We start from the raw sequence: 16,473 nt of genomic DNA on the forward strand, positions 1-16,473 counted from the left end.
TCCCCGCGTGGCCGGTGCTTGCCAGTGGCCAGCGCCGCCCGCCATTCCCAGCCTCAACACCCGAACCGCGCCTGAGACGGAGATAATCCATGGATTCGCTTTGCCTGCGTGACGCGCCCCTGTCGGCGCTTGCCTGCGGCCCTGCTTTCGAGGCCTTGCTTGACGGCGTTCGTGATCGTGCCCGCCTCGGCGAGTTCGATCGCCAGCGCCATATTTCCCGCGACGTGATCGATGCGTTCAAAGCACATGGCGTATACCGCGCCCTGGTGCCCAAGCGCTTTGGTGGGTTGGAGTGCTCGCCAGCGGCCTTCTGCGAAATGATCGAGCGCATCGCCCACGCTGACGGCTCTGCCGGCTGGGTCGCCAGCTTCGGCATGAGCCCGGTGTACCTGGCGGCGCTGCCGCTGGATACCATCGCCGAAATCTACGGCAACAGCCCTGACACCGTGTTCGCCGGTGGCATCTTCCCGCCGCAGCCGGCCGAAACCGTGCCCGGCGGTTTCAAGGTCAACGGCCGCTGGAAGTACTCCAGCGGCTCGATGGGCGCCGATATCGTTGGCGTCGGTATCACCCCGCGCAACGGCGACAAGCTCGACCTGCCGCGCCTGGCGGTGCTGCCGCGCAGCCAGGCGCGCATCGAAGAAACCTGGGACACCGTCGGCCTGCTCGGCACCGGCAGCCACGACCTGGTGGTCGAGGATGTGCGGGTGGGCGAGCAGTGGACCTTCGTGCGCGGCGGCAAGCCGAACCTGGACGAGCCGTTCTTCCGCTACCCGTCGCTGTCGTTCGCCACCCAGGTGCTGTCGGTGGTCGGCCTGGGCATTGCCCGCGCCGCACTGGACGAGCTGTCGGGCATGGCCAGCGGGCGCATTTCGGTCACCGGCGCCCCGGCCCTGGCCGACCGGCCGCTGGCCCAGGTGGACGTGGCCAAGGCCGAGGCCGCCCTGCGTTCGGCGCGGGCCTTCTTCTACGAAGCCATCGAGCAGGCCTGGGGGCATGTGCTGGCTGGCGACCCGGTGCCGGTCGAGGTGACCAACCTGCTGCGCCTGTCCTCGACCCATGCCGCGCGCGTTGCCGCCGAAGTGGCGCGCAGTGCGCAACTGCTGTCCGGCATGACTGGCATCTACAACGAGAGCCCACTGGCGCGCTGCGTCAACGATGCGCAAGTGGTCACCCAGCACGCCTTCATGGGCGACGTCACCTACCAGAACGCCGGAGCCATGTTCTTCGGCAAACAGCCCCTGCCGGGCTACCTGTAACCCTCGGGAGATTTGTCATGAGCGACACAAAAGCCTTGCGCGTGCTGTTCTGCATGGGCATCAACCAGAACTTCTTCGATGCCCCGCGTGAAGAGCAACTGCAGGTGTGGGCCGCCTTCAGCGCCATGTGGAACGGCATCCACGACCTGCCCGGGGTACGCGTGCTGGGCAACATGGACGATGACCAAGCCATGGTCGGGCCGTCCGATGGCTTCCCCTGGACCACCTACCTGCTGGCCGATGTGCCCAACATCGAGGCCGTGCACGCCGCCTGCAACCTGTTCCGCACCACGGCGGTGGGCGAGGGGCCTTACAAGCTGTGGCGCTACGCCAAGGTCGAGGCCCGTGTTGGCCGTGAACTGATCATCCAGCGCGCCTGAGAAGAGGAATAATCCCGTGAGCAACCTGATTCCCGCCATCAACCTGGCAATCGATCCGGCCGAGCTGGTGCAGCCCGACCGTGTCCACACCTCTCTGTACACCGACCCGGCGCTGTTCGATGCCGAGCTGGAAAAAATCTTCCACAGCACCTGGATCTGGGTCGCCCATGAAAGCGAAATCCCCGAAGCCGGCAGTTACAAGACCACCTACATCGGCAAGCAGCCGGTGATCGTGGTACGCGACCGCAAGAAGGCCATCAACGTGCTGCTCAACCGCTGCCGGCACCGCGGCGCCACCGTCTGCGAGCACAAGAAGGGCAAGACCAACAGCTTTGTCTGCCCGTACCACGGCTGGGGCTATGCCCTGGATGGTTCGCTGCGCGGTATCCCGCACCCGGAAAGCTACGGCGACTGCCTGGACAAGGCCGAGCTGCCCTTGGTCAGCCTGCGCACCGAAAGCTACGCCGGCATGGTCTTCGCCACGTTCAAGGATGACATCGAGCCGCTGGAGGACTTTCTCGGTGCGGCGAAGAAGTGGATGGACCTGTTCATGAAACAGGGCGCCGGTTATGGCATCAAAGTGCCGGGCGAGCACCGCTTCCGCTTCCCCGGCAACTGGAAGATCCAGCTGGAAAACACCACTGACGCCTACCACTTCCCGCTGGTGCACAAAAGTTTCCTGTCCTCGGTCGATGAGCAGACCCTGGAGCTGTTCGACTTCGTCAAGGGCCCTGGCTATGTCGAAGACCTGGGCAACGGCCACAGCGTGATGGTGATGATCCCCGAACTGGTCGACCTGGAGGCCGACCTCGACAAACCGATCCCGGAGCGCTTCGAAAGCCTTGCCGCCGAACTGCGCGACGAAGGCATCGACGAGGCGCAGGTGCGGCGCATCGTCCGCGCGGTCGGTGGTTCGGGCTTCAACCTCAATTTGTTCCCCAACGTGGCCTGTTCGATGGCGTTCTTCCGTGTGCTGCAGCCGATTTCGGTGAGCGAAACCGAAATCCATCATGCGGTAATCACCATGGATGGCGGCCCGGCGGCGGCCAACCGCTATCGCCTGCGCTTGCACGAGCATTTCCAGGGGCCGATGGGCTTCGGCACCCCGGACGATTCCGAGGCGTGGGAGCGGGTGCAGAAGGGCGCCCGCGCCGGTGAAGACCTGTGGATCATGCTCAACCGTGGCCTGGTGGGTGAAAAGCCCAGCGCCGATGGCCTGATTTCCGACGTCAGTGCCGAGACCGGCATGCGCGCGGCGTACCAGCAGTGGAAGAAGATGATGACCGCGGAGGCCAAATGATGAACCTGAACCTGTTCAACGAAGTCACCGCGTTCATCTGGCAGGAAGGCGACATGCTCGACCATGGCGAGTACGACGCCTGGCTCAACCTGTGGACTGACAAAGGCACCTACATCATCCCGATCGACCCCAAGGAAAGCGACTACGAGAACACCTTGAACTACGCCTATGACGACCACCACATGCGTGCCCTGCGTGTGCAGCGGCTCATCGGTGGCGAGTCGATCTCGACCAGCCCGCAGCCACGTACCGTGCGCACGATTTCGCGTATCCGTGTGCTCGCGGACGACGGCGTCAATGTCACCGTGCGCGCTGCGCAGAACGTGCGCGAGTTCCGCAAGGAAAGCCTCAAGCACTACAGCGCCGACCTCACGTACACCCTGGTGCGAGCCGAGGGCGGGTTCAGGGTCCATCGCAAGGTGATCAGCCTGATCAACAGTGACGATACCCTCGCCGGTATCGGCTACATCCTCTGAGGGCAAGGCCATGAACCAAGTCGCATTGGTAACCGGCGCCGGCCAGGGCCTGGGCCAGCGTTTCTGCACCCGGCTGCTGGCCGCAGGCTTCGACGTAGTGGTCTCGGACCGTGACCTGGCACTTGCCCAGGCCACTGCCGAGCAGCTGCAAGGGCAGGCTGGACGCACGTTGGCGGTAAAGCTGGATGTCGCCAGCAAGGCCGATTTCGAGCAGGCCCTGGCCCAGGTGCTTGAGCGCTTCGGCGGCTTGCACGTGGTGGTGAACAACGCCGCCGTGACCAGGACCACGCCGCTGATGCAGATCAGCCCGGAAGAGTTCGACGCCGTGGTCGGCCTGAACTTGCGCAGCGTGTTCCTCGGCTGCCAGGTGTTCGGCGCGTACCTGGCCGAGGCCGGTTACGGGCGGATCATCAACATGGCTTCGCTGGCAGGGCAAAACGGCGGCACGGCCACCGGCGCGCACTATGCGGCGAGCAAGGGCGCGATCATCACCCTGACCAAGGTGTTTGCCAAGGAGTTTGCCGCTCGCGGCGTTACCGTCAATGCCATCGCCCCGGGCCCTGTCGACTCGCCAGCGGTGCATGCCGCGGTGCCGGTCGAACGGCTGCCGGGCCTTCTGGCCAACATTCCGGTACAGCGCCTGGGGGATGCCGACTTTCTGGGTGACCTGATCGTGCAACTGGCACGGCCCGAGGCCTATTTCACCACCGGGGCGACCTGGGATGTGAACGGCGGCTTGTTCATGCGTTGACATTGACGGGGCGCCCGCGCGCCCCTGGTTACTACAGGACACCGAGCATGAATGAAGAACTGTTGAACGTAGTCGTGCGCAAGCGCGAGATTCAAGGGGCCGACGTGGTCGTACTCGACCTTGGGCGAGCCGACGGCGCTGCCTTGCCGGCTTTCGAGGCCGGCGCGCACGTGGACATCCATGTGGCGCCCGGCCTGGTGCGCCAGTACTCGCTGTGCAGCGACCCGGCGGATGTGACGGTGTATCGCCTGGGCGTCTTGAAAGACCCGGCGTCCCGTGGTGGTTCGGTGGGTGTGCACGAGGCCCTGATGGAGGGGCGCGAGGTACAGATCAGCGCACCGCGCAACCTGTTCCCGTTGGCGGCTGGCGCCGCCCGTTCGATCCTGCTGGGTGGCGGCATCGGGATCACACCCATGATTGCCATGGCCCACGCCTTGCACCAGCAGGGCGCCGATTTCGAACTGCATTACTGTGGGCGCTCGCGTAGCCGCAGTGCGTTTCTCGAAGCGCTGGCCGATGCGCCATTCGCGGCACGGGTGGTTACCCATTTTGACGATGAAGAGGCGACGCAGCGCCTGAACCTTGCCGATGTACTCGGCGCTGGCATGCCCGGTACGCACCTGTACACCTGCGGCCCGTCGGGCTTCATGGACTGGGTGATCGCAGGAGCGCGCCAGCAGGGCTATGCCGAGGAGCACATTCACAAGGAGTACTTCCAGGTCGAGGTCGACGCCACTGGCCAGGGCTTCGAAGTGGTCGCTGCGCGCAGCAACAAGACTGTGCAGGTCGCCGAGGGCCAGAGCATCCTCGATGCCTTGGCCCAGGTGGGTATACGCATCGATATTTCCTGCGAGCAGGGTGTGTGCGGCACCTGCATGTGCGAGGTACTCGAAGGCGAGCCCGACCATCGCGATGTGTACCTGACCGATGAAGAGAAGGCCGCGAACGACCAGATCCTGGTGTGCTGCTCGCGGGCCAAGTCGAACAAGCTGGTGCTGGATATCTGAGGAGCATGACCATGGTAGAGGTAACCCGTTTTCGCAACGCGATGGCCATGCTCGGTGGCGCCGTCTCGGTCATTACCACCGACGGCCCGGCCGGGCGCTTCGGCTTCACCGCTTCGGCGGTGTGCAGCGTGACCGACTCACCGCCCACCTTGCTGGTTTGCATGAACCGTGCTTCGTATTCCAACGAGCAGTTCAAGGCCAACGGCGCCTTGTGCGTGAATGTGCTGGCCGGCACCCATCAGGAGTTGTCCGGGGTGTTCGCCAACCGCAACCTGAGCATGGAAGCACGCTTTGCCTCGACGTTGTGGACGGTCCTGGAGAGCGGGGCGCCGGTGATGCAGGAGGCGTTGGTGAACTTCGACTGCCGCATTGCCCAGGTGCATGAAGTTGGCTCGCACAGCATTTTCTACTGCGAGATCCAGGACATCCGCCAGGGCGGTGCCGATGATGGGCTGGTGTACTTCAACCGCGCGTATCACCGGGTGTGCGAAACCTCCAAGGCCTGCTGAACGCGCTCCTGCGGCCTAGAAGGTATCCAGGTTATGGAAAACCACTTCGAGCATCTTGTTCAACCGCTGCACCTGCGCCTCGGTCAGCCCCTTGAAGCTGCGCTGGAACAGGTCGCGGGTCACATCCTGCATGCGCGCGATGCTCTGCAGCCCAGCCTCGGTGATGCGTACCTGGGTCACGCGGCCGTCCTCGGGGCTGGGGGCGGTGTCGACCAGGCCGTCGTCTTTCATCCGATAGACGATTTTGGTGATGGTCGACAGCTTGGCGATGGCATGGGTGGAGATTTCGGAAATGCTCGATTCGCCGTTCTCGTTGAGGATCCACAATACGCGCCAGCGCGGCACGTCAAGGTCGATCTTCTTCAGCAGCCGTTCCATGTTCTGGGTGTAGCGGCCATGCACACGGGCCAGCCAGTAAAAAGGGAAGTCTTCCTTGCGAAACTCATCGCTGGCCGGATCGTGATGGCTGTGGCCTGTGTTCTTCGAAGTGCTCATCGCTTCACTACGTGTGCGGAAATAGTCGCGACATCATAGACGTTTCCATGCATTTGGCTATTACAAAGGTGCGCCTAGGTGCTGGAATATTCAGTTGACATTTCAAGTATCTGGCAAGGCTCCCTCATCCAAAGGGCGGTATGACAATGACAATAATCGTAGAACCCCTCGACCTTGGCGGCAGCGGCCCGCGGGTCGCGATCAAGGACACCATCGATGTCGCCGGCACCGCCACCCGTGCCTCTAGCCAAGCGCTGGAGGATGCGCCGTTGGCGGTGCGGCATGCCGAGGTGGTCAGCCACCTGCTGGCGGCCGGTGCGCGCTTGACTGCCAAGGTCGGCCTGCACGAGCTGGCCTTCGGCACTACCGGTATCAACCGCCACACCGGCACGGCGGCCAACCCGCGTTTTCCGGGGCGTATTCCCGGAGGCTCGTCCAGCGGCTCGGCGGCTGCAGTGGCTGCTGGCCTGGTCGACTTCAGCCTGGGCACCGACACCGGTGGTTCGGTGCGCGTGCCGGCCTGTTGCTGTGGCGTGTTCGGCTTGAAGCCGACCTTTGGCCGGGTCAGCCGCCAAGGGGTGATGCCGGCCAGCAGCAGCCTCGATTGTGTTGGCCCGTTCGCTGCGAGCCTACCGATGCTGGTGCGCGCCATGGCCATGATAGACCCGACGTTCGTGCCCGCCCAGGTACCTGCGAAGGCGCGTATCGGTGTGCTGCGGGTAACGGCTGAAGTGGGCATACATAAGGCGGTGCAGGGGGCACTCAGCGCCAGCGGCTTGCCGCTGGGCAATGTCGAGCTCAAGCATTTTGGCGCGGCGTATGAGGCTGGCATGGTGGTGATCAACCGCGAAACCTTCCAGGCCTGTGGCCACCTGCTGGAAACCGGCAAGGTTGGCAGTGACATCGCCGGGCGCCTGGCGGCGGCGGGGCAGACCCATGATGCCGCGCTGGCTGAGGCAGAGGCGGTACGCCAGCGGTTTACCGAGGAAGTCGACCAAGCCCTTGCCCGTTACGATGTACTGGCGTTGCCGACCATGCCGGACTTCCCGCTGCGGCTGGAGGAGGCCAGCGACACTCGCGCCGTACTGGGCATGACCTCGCTGGTGCGGCCGTTCAACCTGTCCGGGCACCCGGCGTTGAGCATCCCACTGGGTAGCGAGGCCGGCCTGCCGGTGGGCCTGCAACTGGTGGGGGCCAAAGGTGCGGACGAGAAGCTGCTGGCAGTGGCCGAGCGTTTGTTGCTCAACCTGTATGGCGGCAACGGGGGCAGCAATGACTGACTTGCATGAGTTGCAGGCCCGCTTGCAGGTGTTCGAGCGTCAGCAGGCCATTCGGGTGTGCATCAATCGCTATATGGAACTGTGCGATCAGCTCGATTGCAGCACCCCGCTGGACGAACTGGCTGGCTTGTTTACCCGTGAAGCCGTGTGGGAAGGCAAGGGCGCCCGGTATGCCGCCAGCTTTGGCGGCTACCGTGGCCGTGAGGCGATCCGTGCGATGTTTGCCACCTACATGAAAACCCCGGCGCACTTTGCCTTGAACGTGCACTTTCTCACCAGTGAGGTGATCGAGATGGACGGCGAGCAGGGTGTGGGGCGCTGGGTGATGTTGCAGACCAGCACCTTTGCCGACGGTGCATCGCACCTGAATGCTGCGCGGCTGACGGTGCGCTTTGCGCTGGAGGAGGGGCAGTGGCGCATGGCTCACTTCCAGACCGAGAACCAGTTCAGCCGGCCGGTTACGGCCTGGAACAGTGAGGCCCCCTTGCCGGTGCCTAACGACTAAGCCCAGACGCGATCCCTGTAGGAGCGGCCTTGTGTCGCGAAAGGGCCGCAGCGCGGCCCCGGGATTTCAGTACGGTGCATAAATTGCCGGGGCCGCTTTGCGGCCCTTTCGCGACACAAGGCCGCTCCTACAAACGAGCGGTGCAAGTGGTTTAGAAGGTACTGACGAACACAACCTGGCTGTACAGGTTGTTGTTGTCATTGCCCAACTGTGTACCGCCTTGCTCGGCACTGCGCTCAGGCGTGTACAGCCCCACCAGTGGCACTATCATCAGGTGCTCGTTGAGGGTCCACTCCGCATACAGGTCCACCTCGTGGCCATCTACATTGCCCAGGCTGCGGTCGATCGTGTCGAACTTGAAGCCCATCAGCCCCACGTTCAGTGACGAAGCCGGGCTTACCGTCAACCCCACCTTCTGGATCCGCGCATTACTGTTGAACGGCCCGGCATAGTTGCCCGCCACCTCGCCTTGAAACCAGGTGCCCAACCCACGGCCCAGGCCATAGAACAGCGTGTCGTATTGCTCCGAGAACCGGCTGTAGCGGTAGCTGACGTTCGGTGCCCAGGGCAGGTCGGCAAAGGTCCAGCCAGCTTCCAGATACCAGGCGTCTTCAGTCGCGGCGTGCGGTTTGTCCTGCTTGGCATATTCGCCAGACAGGAACAGGTTCTCCACCCCGGCATTGCCCTGGCCACGAATGCTGTAGGTCTTCATGCCGTCGCGTTCCTGCTGCATCGGCGAGGCGTATTGCTTGTCGATATGGGTGGTGTCGATGTAGGTCAGCCCGACCGTACCCGCGTCTGCCACATGCTCAAGGGTGGCCACATGCATTTCGGTGTTGGCCTGGGCGCGGTTGTCCGACTGCAGCCACATCAGGTCGCCGCGCCAGCCTTTGCTGCCGCCAAGGCGCAACACGGCGGTTTTGTCGAAGCTCTTGCGCACAGCCAGGTAGTACGCGCCGCCACGGTTGAACTCGCCATTGGGCAGGCCGTGGCCAACATTCAAGGAATCGCCCTGGATCAGGAAACCATCGCCTACCGCGACCATCTGCTTACCAAACGACAGGTCGATGCCGTCTTCGCCAAGCAGTGGCACCAGGTTGCCGGACTTCCAGCCCAGGTAGGCGTCCTCGATCTTGGTGGTGCGTTCGCTGCCATCGCTGAAGCCGGCGGCGTCGCCGTCGCCCCAGGTGCCAGAGCTGAGCAGGGCGAAAGCGCCGTACAGCGAACCGGCACTGCCCAGGCGTTGGTCACCGCTCAGGCCGTATTTTACATAGCCCTCGCGCCATGATGTGGAGCCGGGCTGGTCGCGCGCGACGGCGTAGCTTTCCTCGCTGTGGAATACACCGAACACGGCTTCGACATTGGCGTTCAGGTGGCGCTCGGCATCGCTGTAAAGCTCCTGCGCGCAGGTGCCCAGCGAAGCCCCGGCCAACAGTGCGGCCAAGGTGAGGCGGAATGGGCGGTGGTGCATGGTCTGGCTTCCTTTGTTATGGGTTTGGCAGAAGTCCTGAAGACATGCCAGTGATCATGCAGGAAGCCTCGGCGCGGGCTTTTGCCCTGGCTGCCAGTTGCCTTTGGCGTTGTGCCAGGCCGATAAAAACACAAGGCCCCGTGAAGGGGCCTTGGTGGGAATGCCTTGAAGGAATGCGTTATTTGAGCCCGGCGAGGAAGCAGGTCACCGCCTGGCGTTCGCCAGCATCCGGCAGCCCGGCGTAGGGCATGTAGGTGCCGGGGACTGCGGCCTGTGGTTGCTCGATGAAGGCGCCGATGGCTTGCGCCGTCCAGCTGGCCTGGCGGCTCTTCATGGCCTGCGAGTAGTTGGCGCCTGGCACGCTGCCAGGTGTACGGCCTACCACGTCGTGCAGGTTGGGGCCCATCATTGCCGGGCCGCCCTTTTGTGCCGAATGGCAGGCTGCGCAGTCACGGGCAAACACCTGTTCGCCTTGCTGGCGTTGTGGCGCGGCGCAGTCTTCGGCCAGGGCAAGGGGGCTGACCAGAGTGGCGAGCAGGAACGGGATTGCGAACTTGTGGGGGGCGAGGGTGGGCATCACGCACGGGTCCTGGGTGGGTTCTTGTCGGTATTCGGTTTGATTGTGCGCCAGCGTCGGTCGCTGGGTTTTGTTGTGCCTGCCAAGGTGTTTTCTGGTATTGCCACAGCGTTGTCGGTACCGCTCAATTGGCATGCTGACGCCGATACTCCCCAGGCGTTACCCCAAATCGCGCCTTGAATGCAGTGCTGAAATAGCTCGAATCCGAGAACCCCCAGGCATACCCCAGCGACGACACCTTCTGGTCCATCGCCGGGTTGCGCAGGTGCTCGGCGCAGAAGTCGAGGCGGCGGTTGCGGATGTACTGGGCAATCACCAAGCCATGCTTGGCAAAGATGCGGTACAGGCTACGCATCGAGATCCCCACTTCGCGGGCAATGAACTCGGGGGTGAGCTGTTCGCAGGTAATACGCTGGTCGATCAGCGCCAGGGCCTTGCGGAACATGCGCTCGTGGCTGCCGGGCACCGTGTCGTGGCTGATGGCTGGGCGCAGCAGGGCGATCAGTGCGTCGAGCACGGCCTGGCTCTCATGGTCGCTCATGTGCCGGGTACGCCCCGTTTCCAGCATCATCAGCCGGGCCATGTTGGCCAGCGGCGTTTGCGCCTCGATACGCTTGGCGCAGGCGACACCGGTGCCACGGGTGCCGCTTTCCACCCGCGCGCGCGGCAAGATCAGCGACAACTGCCGCGAGCGCTGGTGGAAGTGCATGTCCAATGGCGCGCTGGCGTCGATCAACGTGAGGTCGCCAGCTTGCAATTCGATGCGTGCACCCTGGTGTTCGATGTGCGACGTGCCGGCCATCTGCAGCACCGCATAGTAGTTGTCGGCACCGCTGGCGCGGATTTCCCGCGGGCCGCGGAACAGGTTCACCTGGGTCATGTCGACGATGCTCATGGAGATCTGGCCTGCCTGGCACTTTTCCAGCTGGCCGACGAACCCTGGGTCGAGCTTGCGGCCGTTGAAGTGGCCACAGGCTTCATTGACTTGGCTGAGCCAAGCCTGGAAACGGTCGTCGGTAATGCGGGTTGCAGGGATCATAGGGGCCTCGCACGGGGTAGCGTTGTAACGGGTCGCTTGGGCGACTCTTGGGAGATAAAGTTTAAAATTCACTTGAATATTCAAGCAAAAAGCGAGCCCTATTGCCGATACGAACCGTGTGGATACACCCCAAGTCGTTGATATAAATAGCTATTAAATTTGTGTGCTGGGTCTGGTTTGCTCCTTGGCGGGATGTTTATGAGGGCTATTGGTGCAGCACTGTGCAGATACTTCCCACCCGATGTTTCGTCACCGCGACTATCTGACAGGCATAAAAAAGCCCGCTGAGCGGGCGGGCTGAAGGTACAACGCTTGCGTGATGCTTCAATGGCCAAGGCCGTCGCCGATGGCGATGCCCCTGGCCCGCATGTCTTCGATCAAGCCGGCGCGCACATGAGGCAGGTTCAGCATACTTTGCTGGCGCACACGGTGTACTTCCGCGCCGGTATAGGCCGCCCACTGTTCAGGCGAACTGTTACCGGCCATGCCATCGCGCATCAGCAACCAGTTGAGCAGGTCGGCGATCTGCTGGTCGTTCAGCGCCGACTGGGATATGCCCGGCACCCGCACCAGAAACTCGCGGCCACCGGGCACCCGCAGGAAGTTGCCGACAAAGCCCTGCATGCGCGGTGTGTCGTTGGCCGCCGAGCCTTCGCCATGGTCACGGTGGCAGCCGGCGCACTGCAATTGGTAGTTCACCGGCACCGAGTAGCCGGCCTGGGCGATCGGTACCGGTGGTACTTCGTTGCCGGGGGCAGGCCGCTGGTTGGGGTTGGGCAGGGTCCTGGCCTGGGCCACGGGGGCCAGCAGGCACAGGAGCAGCAACAGCGTCACACCACGCATGGCGCTACACCGCCACGCCACGGATGATGGTGACGGTGCAGTTGTAGATCTTCGAGGCTGCACCCAGGCACCAGTTGATGTCGTTGTTGTTGAATGGCCGGTACAGCGGCTGTTCATCGTCGTTGCGCGAGCAGGCGCACTGGCCGCAGGCGTGCTTACCGCAGCAGTCGTTGTACGAGATGATGTAGTTCTTGCCGTCGGCCGGGTTGCGGCAGGTGCCGATCCAGGTCACCAGCGAGGCTTCGGTGCCAGGCGGGCAGGAGGTGATCGAGCCGCCGCAGCACGAACACAGGAAACCGTCGATCGAACAGTTGCGCCAGTAGTCGCAGCTGGTCGGGTCACCTGGGTCGCCCATCTTCGGCTGCTCGGCGGCCAATGCCTTGGCGGTGCGGTCGATGGGCAGCAGTACCGGCAGGGCGGCGCCGGCGACGATCAGCGAGCCCAGCCGCGCCAACACTTTGCGCCGCGAAGTGGTATCGGCGACATGGCGGCTGGAGCGTTCAAACAGTTTGTCGAGAAAACTCATGGTCGGCTCCGCGGTCAGTGCTGCGCGCTGTGCTGGTGGGTGTGGGCGTGTTCGTGGTCATGGCTGTGCGACGGGTCGCCGTGCAAGTAGTGCTGCAGGCTGGCGCTGCCCAGGTGCAGGGTTTCGAACAGGCTGTCCAGGTGTTCGCGCGAGTTGACCAGGCCTTTGGCGCGCAGGGTGCCGGCTGCGTCGATCAGTACGGCATAGGGCAGTTTGCCGATCTGGTAGGTCATGCCCACCTCCGGGCCGACTACGTAGCTGGCTTGCTGCAGGCCGTTGGCTTCGATCAGTGCCTGTTGCTCGGCGAAATCACCGTCGCTGACATAGATCACGTCCAGCGAACCGCTGTTGTCCCTGGCAATCGATTTCACCGCCGGCAGCAGCGATTTGCACACTGGGCAGCCGGGGGCGAGGAAGAACAGCAACTGCGAGCGTTCGCCGCGGTAGCCGATGTTCACCGGGCGGCCGTGGCGGTCGGCGGCAGTCACTTGTGGCGCGGGGTCGTTCACGGTGACGCCTTTGTCCACCATCAGCGCGCCGGCCGGGGCGATGCGCCCGTGCAGCACGCCAATCTGGCGCACGAGGGCCATGACGGTGAAGGCGACTGCGATCAGCAGCAGCCAGAGCAGGATGTTCGATGCGATAAGCAGTTGCATGGGGTTATCTCCCGTTCAATTTGGCAAGACGCGGTTGGTTGGCCAGCAGGCCATCCACCGCGACATGAAGCAGCAGCGCCACGGCTGCCGCCGCGCTCACCACGAAAATATCCAGCACGCCCAAGGCGCGTTCGGCCACGGGCCATGCGGCAAGGCCGGCGAGCAGGGCGATCACCAGGTTACGCAGCAGCAACACCGGGCGCAGTGGCTGCGCGGCGCCGGGGCCAGAGCAACCGCAGTCGATGTCACGCCGGCCACGCCAAAGGTTCAGGCCGATGGCGCTGGCGTACAGCGCCATCAACAGCGCCACCCCCAGTGCTGCATCGGTGCGCCAGGCGGGTAGCAGCAGGGCCAGGGCCAAGGCCAGCTCGATCAGCGCCAGGCTGGCGGTGGCGCCTGGCGCCAGCGGAGCCGGCAGCAACTGATAGGCACGCACAATGGCGTTGAACGCGCGCCGGTCACGCAGCTTGTGGCTGGCAGCGCTGGCCAGCAGTGCGGCGAGTGCGGTGCTGCTGGCAATTACGAGGACAGGGTCGAGCATGGTCCGATCTCCTGCTTACCAAGGGGCCAGGGTGAGCACAGGGGTGTCGGCGATCTGGTCCATCGCGCCGCTGTGCTTGTTGCTGGTGAGGTCGAAGAACTGCACGCCGCCTTCCAGGTCGGTGGCCACCAGGATCGGTGCCTTGTCGTGGCTGGCTTGCAGGCTCCATACGGGTTTGGGCGAGTCCAGAGTGCCGAGCTTCTTGCCGGTCTTGAGGTCGAACGCCCAGATGGTGGTGCTCGGGTCTTCCCATTTGCCGTCGGTGTGCTGGTCGTGCATCAGTGCATACAAGCGGTTCAGGCCTGGTGCCACGGCCAGGGCCTGCCAGCCGCCCGGTGCCCAGCCTTGCTTGCGCTCTTCGTCGCTGACCAGCGACCAGGTGGGCAGCGGCTTGGCCTTGCCGCCCTCGAACGCCACCGGGTACACCTCACCCTGAGTGGTGGTGAAGTAGTAGGTGTCGCCGTTGGCAATGGCGCGTTCGTTGAGGCGCACCTTGTTCGGGTCGAAGAATGGCGTTTGCGTGCGTGATACTTCCTTGCCTGCGTCATCCAGGGTTACTACCAGCAGTTGGCCGTCACCGCACAGGGACGCAAAGCTGCGCTTGCCTACCGGGTAATTGAGCACGCAGCCGCTGATGGGCACTTCACTGGCGACCTTGCGCGCCTGGGTGTCTACCACGGTGACCGAAGTCGACGGCGTCAGGTTGAAGACGTAGGCCAGCTTGTTGTCGGCGCTGACACCCATGGCGTACTTCTCGGTCAGGGTCGAGGCGCGCTTGGCAGGCAGCACCACCTCCCAGGTCGGCTGCAGGGTCTGGGTGTCCCAGGCCACCAGCACATCCGTGCGTTCGCCGTAGGTGCCGCGCGAGTAGAACAGGTTGGCCGAATACAGCGTGCGGTTGTCCGGGCTCAGCGCGGTGGGGGCGACGAAGGCGTTGGTGGTCATGCCGAGCATGCGCTTGGCCTTGGGGTCCACCACCACCACCTTGCCGGCGATGGGGTTCTTGAAGTCCACATCCAGGATGTAGACCCGGTGAGGGTCTGGCGGGAACGGCAAGGTGTTGTGGCCGATCTCTTCGGCGGGCAGGTCGGCCCGCACCGCACTGCTGCCTGCCGCCAAGGCCAAGGCCAGGGCTGCCGAGATGCTGAGCCTGTCGACGCGACGCATTGGCTATCTCCGATGTTGTTATGGTTTGTGCAGAAATCGCAGTCATCGCAGTGTGCCGCCTGGCCAGCAGGGGGGATTTGGCCTGCGTGACATTCTCTTGAGGCTGCCTGACAAAACGCTGCAGAGGGCTGGCAGGCGGGCGGGCAGGCGCTTGAAGATCGGCCCGGCGCCACGTTGGCGCCGCCATCCAGGAGTGCATGTCATGAGCGATATCCCGCTGTTACCCGCCGTGGTCGAGTTCCTCGCCAGGCCCCATGGCCATTTCATCGAGGGCCGCTACCAGGCGGGCGAGGCCGGGCCTTCGGTGGACATTCACGACCCGTCCAGCGGCGCGGTCATCAGCCGTGTGGCCGAGGCAAGCGCTGCCGAGGTGGCACGTGCCGTGCGCAGCGCCCGGCAAGCCTTCAAGGGCAGCTGGGCCGAAGTCTCGCCATACCAGAAAGGCGTGGTGCTGAACCGCCTGGCCGACCTGATAGAGGCCAATGCCGAAGAGCTGGCGCAGTTGGAAACCCTGTGCTCGGGCAAGTCGATCAACCTGTCGCGCGGGCTGGAAATTGCCCAGAGCGTGGTGTTTTTGCGCTACTTCGCCGGTTGGGCGAGCAAGATCACCGGGCAGACCATGACCCCCTCGCTGCCTTCGTTTGGTGGTGAACGTTATACCGCCTTTACCCTGCGTGAGCCGGTGGGTGTGGTGGCCGGGATCGTGCCGTGGAATTTCTCGGTGATGATTGGCATCTGGAAGATCGCGTCGGCGCTGGTCACCGGCTGCACCATCGTGGTCAAGCCCAGCGAGTTCACCCCGCTGACCTTGCTGCGCATCGCCGAGCTGGCGGTCGAAGCCGGGGTACCGGCCGGCGCGTTCAACGTGGTCAACGGGCGCGGCCAAGCGGGCCAGATGCTGATCGAGCACCCCGAGGTGGCCAAGGTAGCGTTCACCGGCTCGGTGCCGACCGGCATCGCCGTGGGCAAGGCGGCCATGGCGGCCAACCTGACCCGCGCCACGCTGGAGCTGGGTGGCAAAAACGCGGCGGCGCTGTTGGCCGACGTGGATGTCGACGGCGCGGTAGCCGGCATCGTGCAAACGGCCTATGTGCACCAGGGGCAGGTGTGCGCCTCGCCGGAGCGCCTGTATGTGCACCGCAGCCGTGTGGACGAATTCACGGGCAAGCTGGCTGCAGCGCTGGGGCAATTGAAGATTGGTTCGGCACTGGACCCAGATGCCCAGTTCGGCCCTTTGGCCAATGCCACGCATCTGCAGAAGATTCTTGGCTTCTTCGAGCGGGCCCATGCTTCTAACACCGTGGTGTGCGGGGCCAAGGCCGTCGAGCGACCAGGTTACTTCGTCGAGCCCACGGTGGTGCTGGCCAACGACGCCCGCGACCCGTTGCTGCACGAAGAAACCTTTGGCCCGATCGTGTGCATATTGCCGTTCGATGACGAAGCGCAGTTGCTGGAAATGATGAATGACAGCCCTTACGGGCTGACCGCCAGCCTGTGGACCAACGACCTGTCCAAGGCTCTGCGCCTGATCCCGCAGATCGAGGCGGGTACGGTGTGGGTCAACATGCACACCTTCCTCGACCCGGCGGTACCGTTTGGCGGGACCAAGGCATCGGGGGTAGGGCGTGAGTTCGGCAGTGCGTTCATCGAGGATTACACCGAACTGAAGTCGGTGATGATCAGGTACTGAC

19 protein-coding genes are annotated in these 16,473 nt (G+C 63.9%); 10 read left to right on the top strand and 9 right to left on the bottom strand.

Features of this window, described 5'->3' with window-relative positions; all coding sequences use genetic code 11:
* Nucleotides 1-89: 89 nt before the first annotated feature.
* The 7 genes from iacA to ACNQP3_RS11020 are packed head-to-tail and all read left to right on the top strand — an operon-like array spanning nucleotide 90 to nucleotide 5,682.
* The gene (gene iacA / locus ACNQP3_RS10990; RefSeq protein ID WP_012271856.1) at nucleotides 90-1,259 is read left to right on the top strand and encodes an indole-3-acetate monooxygenase; all 1,170 of its coding nucleotides are present in this window, start codon (nucleotides 90-92) and stop codon (nucleotides 1,257-1,259) included.
* A gap of 17 nt (nucleotides 1,260-1,276) precedes the next feature.
* Entirely contained in the window at nucleotides 1,277-1,639 is a 363-nt protein-coding gene (locus tag ACNQP3_RS10995; RefSeq protein ID WP_012271857.1) for a hypothetical protein, read from the top strand.
* A gap of 16 nt (nucleotides 1,640-1,655) precedes the next feature.
* Nucleotides 1,656-2,939, top strand: coding sequence for an aromatic ring-hydroxylating oxygenase subunit alpha (locus ACNQP3_RS11000; protein WP_012271858.1), 1,284 nt, complete (start codon nucleotides 1,656-1,658; stop codon nucleotides 2,937-2,939).
* Nucleotides 2,939-3,415, top strand: a complete 477-nt coding sequence (locus ACNQP3_RS11005) for an aromatic-ring-hydroxylating dioxygenase subunit beta (RefSeq protein ID WP_041166471.1) — start codon at nucleotides 2,939-2,941, stop codon at nucleotides 3,413-3,415. Before ACNQP3_RS11000 ends, ACNQP3_RS11005 begins: the two co-directional genes overlap by 1 nt.
* A 10-nt stretch (nucleotides 3,416-3,425) precedes the next feature.
* Nucleotides 3,426-4,166, top strand: a complete 741-nt coding sequence (locus ACNQP3_RS11010; RefSeq protein ID WP_069943403.1) for an SDR family NAD(P)-dependent oxidoreductase — start codon at nucleotides 3,426-3,428, stop codon at nucleotides 4,164-4,166.
* Between the two features lie 47 nt (nucleotides 4,167-4,213).
* Nucleotides 4,214-5,173 (top strand): PDR/VanB family oxidoreductase, encoded by a 960-nt coding sequence (locus tag ACNQP3_RS11015; protein ID WP_264317021.1) that lies wholly within the window; start codon nucleotides 4,214-4,216, stop codon nucleotides 5,171-5,173.
* 11 nt (nucleotides 5,174-5,184) lie between these two features.
* Nucleotides 5,185-5,682, top strand: coding sequence for a flavin reductase (locus tag ACNQP3_RS11020; RefSeq protein WP_012271862.1), 498 nt, complete (start codon nucleotides 5,185-5,187; stop codon nucleotides 5,680-5,682).
* A 15-nt stretch (nucleotides 5,683-5,697) separates the two neighbouring features.
* Here ACNQP3_RS11020 and ACNQP3_RS11025 read toward each other — a convergent pair whose 3' ends face one another.
* Nucleotides 5,698-6,177, bottom strand: a complete 480-nt coding sequence (locus ACNQP3_RS11025) for a MarR family winged helix-turn-helix transcriptional regulator (RefSeq protein ID WP_012271863.1) — start codon at nucleotides 6,175-6,177, stop codon at nucleotides 5,698-5,700.
* 146 nt (nucleotides 6,178-6,323) lie between these two features.
* Between ACNQP3_RS11025 and ACNQP3_RS11030 the strand changes: the two genes are divergently transcribed.
* Together ACNQP3_RS11030 and ACNQP3_RS11035 are read left to right on the top strand one after the other, a co-directional pair.
* Nucleotides 6,324-7,457, top strand: coding sequence for an amidase (locus tag ACNQP3_RS11030; protein WP_041166472.1), 1,134 nt, complete (start codon nucleotides 6,324-6,326; stop codon nucleotides 7,455-7,457).
* Nucleotides 7,450-7,962: a nuclear transport factor 2 family protein gene (locus ACNQP3_RS11035; RefSeq protein WP_012271865.1), complete on the top strand. Its 513-nt coding sequence runs from the start codon at nucleotides 7,450-7,452 to the stop codon at nucleotides 7,960-7,962. Before ACNQP3_RS11030 ends, ACNQP3_RS11035 begins: the two co-directional genes overlap by 8 nt.
* Nucleotides 7,963-8,113: 151 nt before the next feature.
* Here ACNQP3_RS11035 and ACNQP3_RS11040 read toward each other — a convergent pair whose 3' ends face one another.
* The 8 genes from ACNQP3_RS11040 to ACNQP3_RS11075 form a co-directional block, all read right to left on the bottom strand.
* Nucleotides 8,114-9,433, bottom strand: a complete 1,320-nt coding sequence (locus ACNQP3_RS11040) for an alginate export family protein (RefSeq protein ID WP_264317022.1) — start codon at nucleotides 9,431-9,433, stop codon at nucleotides 8,114-8,116.
* Nucleotides 9,434-9,611: 178 nt separating this feature from the next.
* Nucleotides 9,612-10,010 carry a c-type cytochrome gene (locus tag ACNQP3_RS11045; RefSeq protein ID WP_012271867.1) on the bottom strand — a complete coding sequence of 133 codons (399 nt, stop codon included), beginning with the start codon at nucleotides 10,008-10,010 and terminating at the stop codon, nucleotides 9,612-9,614.
* A gap of 124 nt (nucleotides 10,011-10,134) precedes the next feature.
* Nucleotides 10,135-11,049, bottom strand: coding sequence for a transcriptional regulator FeaR (feaR, locus tag ACNQP3_RS11050; RefSeq protein WP_012271868.1), 915 nt, complete (start codon nucleotides 11,047-11,049; stop codon nucleotides 10,135-10,137).
* Between the two features lie 324 nt (nucleotides 11,050-11,373).
* A complete protein-coding gene (locus ACNQP3_RS11055; RefSeq protein ID WP_012271869.1) occupies nucleotides 11,374-11,892 on the bottom strand; it encodes a hypothetical protein in 519 nt (172 codons plus the stop codon).
* A 4-nt stretch (nucleotides 11,893-11,896) separates the two neighbouring features.
* On the bottom strand, nucleotides 11,897-12,418 hold the full coding sequence (locus tag ACNQP3_RS11060; RefSeq protein ID WP_012271870.1) for a methylamine dehydrogenase light chain: 522 nt from the start codon (nucleotides 12,416-12,418) through the stop codon (nucleotides 11,897-11,899).
* A 14-nt stretch (nucleotides 12,419-12,432) separates the two neighbouring features.
* Complete coding sequence (gene mauD / locus ACNQP3_RS11065; RefSeq protein WP_012271871.1) at nucleotides 12,433-13,074, bottom strand: methylamine dehydrogenase accessory protein MauD; 642 nt, start codon at nucleotides 13,072-13,074, stop codon at nucleotides 12,433-12,435.
* A gap of 4 nt (nucleotides 13,075-13,078) precedes the next feature.
* The gene (locus ACNQP3_RS11070) at nucleotides 13,079-13,615 is read right to left on the bottom strand and encodes a MauE/DoxX family redox-associated membrane protein (RefSeq protein WP_012271872.1); all 537 of its coding nucleotides are present in this window, start codon (nucleotides 13,613-13,615) and stop codon (nucleotides 13,079-13,081) included.
* A 15-nt stretch (nucleotides 13,616-13,630) separates the two neighbouring features.
* Nucleotides 13,631-14,782 carry an amine dehydrogenase large subunit gene (locus ACNQP3_RS11075; RefSeq protein ID WP_060493316.1) on the bottom strand — a complete coding sequence of 384 codons (1,152 nt, stop codon included), beginning with the start codon at nucleotides 14,780-14,782 and terminating at the stop codon, nucleotides 13,631-13,633.
* Nucleotides 14,783-14,984: 202 nt separating this feature from the next.
* On the opposite strand from ACNQP3_RS11075, the gene ACNQP3_RS11080 reads away from it, so the two are divergent.
* Nucleotides 14,985-16,472, top strand: coding sequence for an aldehyde dehydrogenase family protein (locus tag ACNQP3_RS11080; protein ID WP_012271874.1), 1,488 nt, complete (start codon nucleotides 14,985-14,987; stop codon nucleotides 16,470-16,472).
* Nucleotide 16,473: the final 1 nt, after the last annotated feature.

It is taken from the genome of Pseudomonas sp. LFS074 (assembly GCF_047978165.1).
In the GTDB taxonomy this organism is placed as follows: Bacteria; Pseudomonadota; Gammaproteobacteria; order Pseudomonadales; family Pseudomonadaceae; genus Aquipseudomonas; species Aquipseudomonas putida_P.

Coding starts and splice junctions, on each gene's coding strand:
- iacA (WP_012271856.1), top strand. CDS start 90: ATGGATTCGCTTTGCCTGCGTGACGCGCCCCTGTCGGCGCTTGCCTGC.
- ACNQP3_RS10995 (WP_012271857.1), top strand. CDS start 1,277: ATGAGCGACACAAAAGCCTTGCGCGTGCTGTTCTGCATGGGCATCAAC.
- ACNQP3_RS11005 (WP_041166471.1), top strand. CDS start 2,939: ATGAACCTGAACCTGTTCAACGAAGTCACCGCGTTCATCTGGCAGGAA.
- ACNQP3_RS11010 (WP_069943403.1), top strand. CDS start 3,426: ATGAACCAAGTCGCATTGGTAACCGGCGCCGGCCAGGGCCTGGGCCAG.
- ACNQP3_RS11015 (WP_264317021.1), top strand. CDS start 4,214: ATGAATGAAGAACTGTTGAACGTAGTCGTGCGCAAGCGCGAGATTCAA.
- ACNQP3_RS11020 (WP_012271862.1), top strand. CDS start 5,185: ATGGTAGAGGTAACCCGTTTTCGCAACGCGATGGCCATGCTCGGTGGC.
- ACNQP3_RS11025 (WP_012271863.1), bottom strand. CDS start 6,177: ATGAGCACTTCGAAGAACACAGGCCACAGCCATCACGATCCGGCCAGC.
- ACNQP3_RS11030 (WP_041166472.1), top strand. CDS start 6,324: ATGACAATAATCGTAGAACCCCTCGACCTTGGCGGCAGCGGCCCGCGG.
- ACNQP3_RS11035 (WP_012271865.1), top strand. CDS start 7,450: ATGACTGACTTGCATGAGTTGCAGGCCCGCTTGCAGGTGTTCGAGCGT.
- ACNQP3_RS11040 (WP_264317022.1), bottom strand. CDS start 9,433: ATGCACCACCGCCCATTCCGCCTCACCTTGGCCGCACTGTTGGCCGGG.
- ACNQP3_RS11045 (WP_012271867.1), bottom strand. CDS start 10,010: ATGCCCACCCTCGCCCCCCACAAGTTCGCAATCCCGTTCCTGCTCGCC.
- feaR (WP_012271868.1), bottom strand. CDS start 11,049: ATGATCCCTGCAACCCGCATTACCGACGACCGTTTCCAGGCTTGGCTC.
- ACNQP3_RS11055 (WP_012271869.1), bottom strand. CDS start 11,892: ATGCGTGGTGTGACGCTGTTGCTGCTCCTGTGCCTGCTGGCCCCCGTG.
- ACNQP3_RS11060 (WP_012271870.1), bottom strand. CDS start 12,418: ATGAGTTTTCTCGACAAACTGTTTGAACGCTCCAGCCGCCATGTCGCC.
- mauD (WP_012271871.1), bottom strand. CDS start 13,074: ATGCAACTGCTTATCGCATCGAACATCCTGCTCTGGCTGCTGCTGATC.
- ACNQP3_RS11070 (WP_012271872.1), bottom strand. CDS start 13,615: ATGCTCGACCCTGTCCTCGTAATTGCCAGCAGCACCGCACTCGCCGCA.
- ACNQP3_RS11075 (WP_060493316.1), bottom strand. CDS start 14,782: ATGCGTCGCGTCGACAGGCTCAGCATCTCGGCAGCCCTGGCCTTGGCC.
- ACNQP3_RS11080 (WP_012271874.1), top strand. CDS start 14,985: ATGAGCGATATCCCGCTGTTACCCGCCGTGGTCGAGTTCCTCGCCAGG.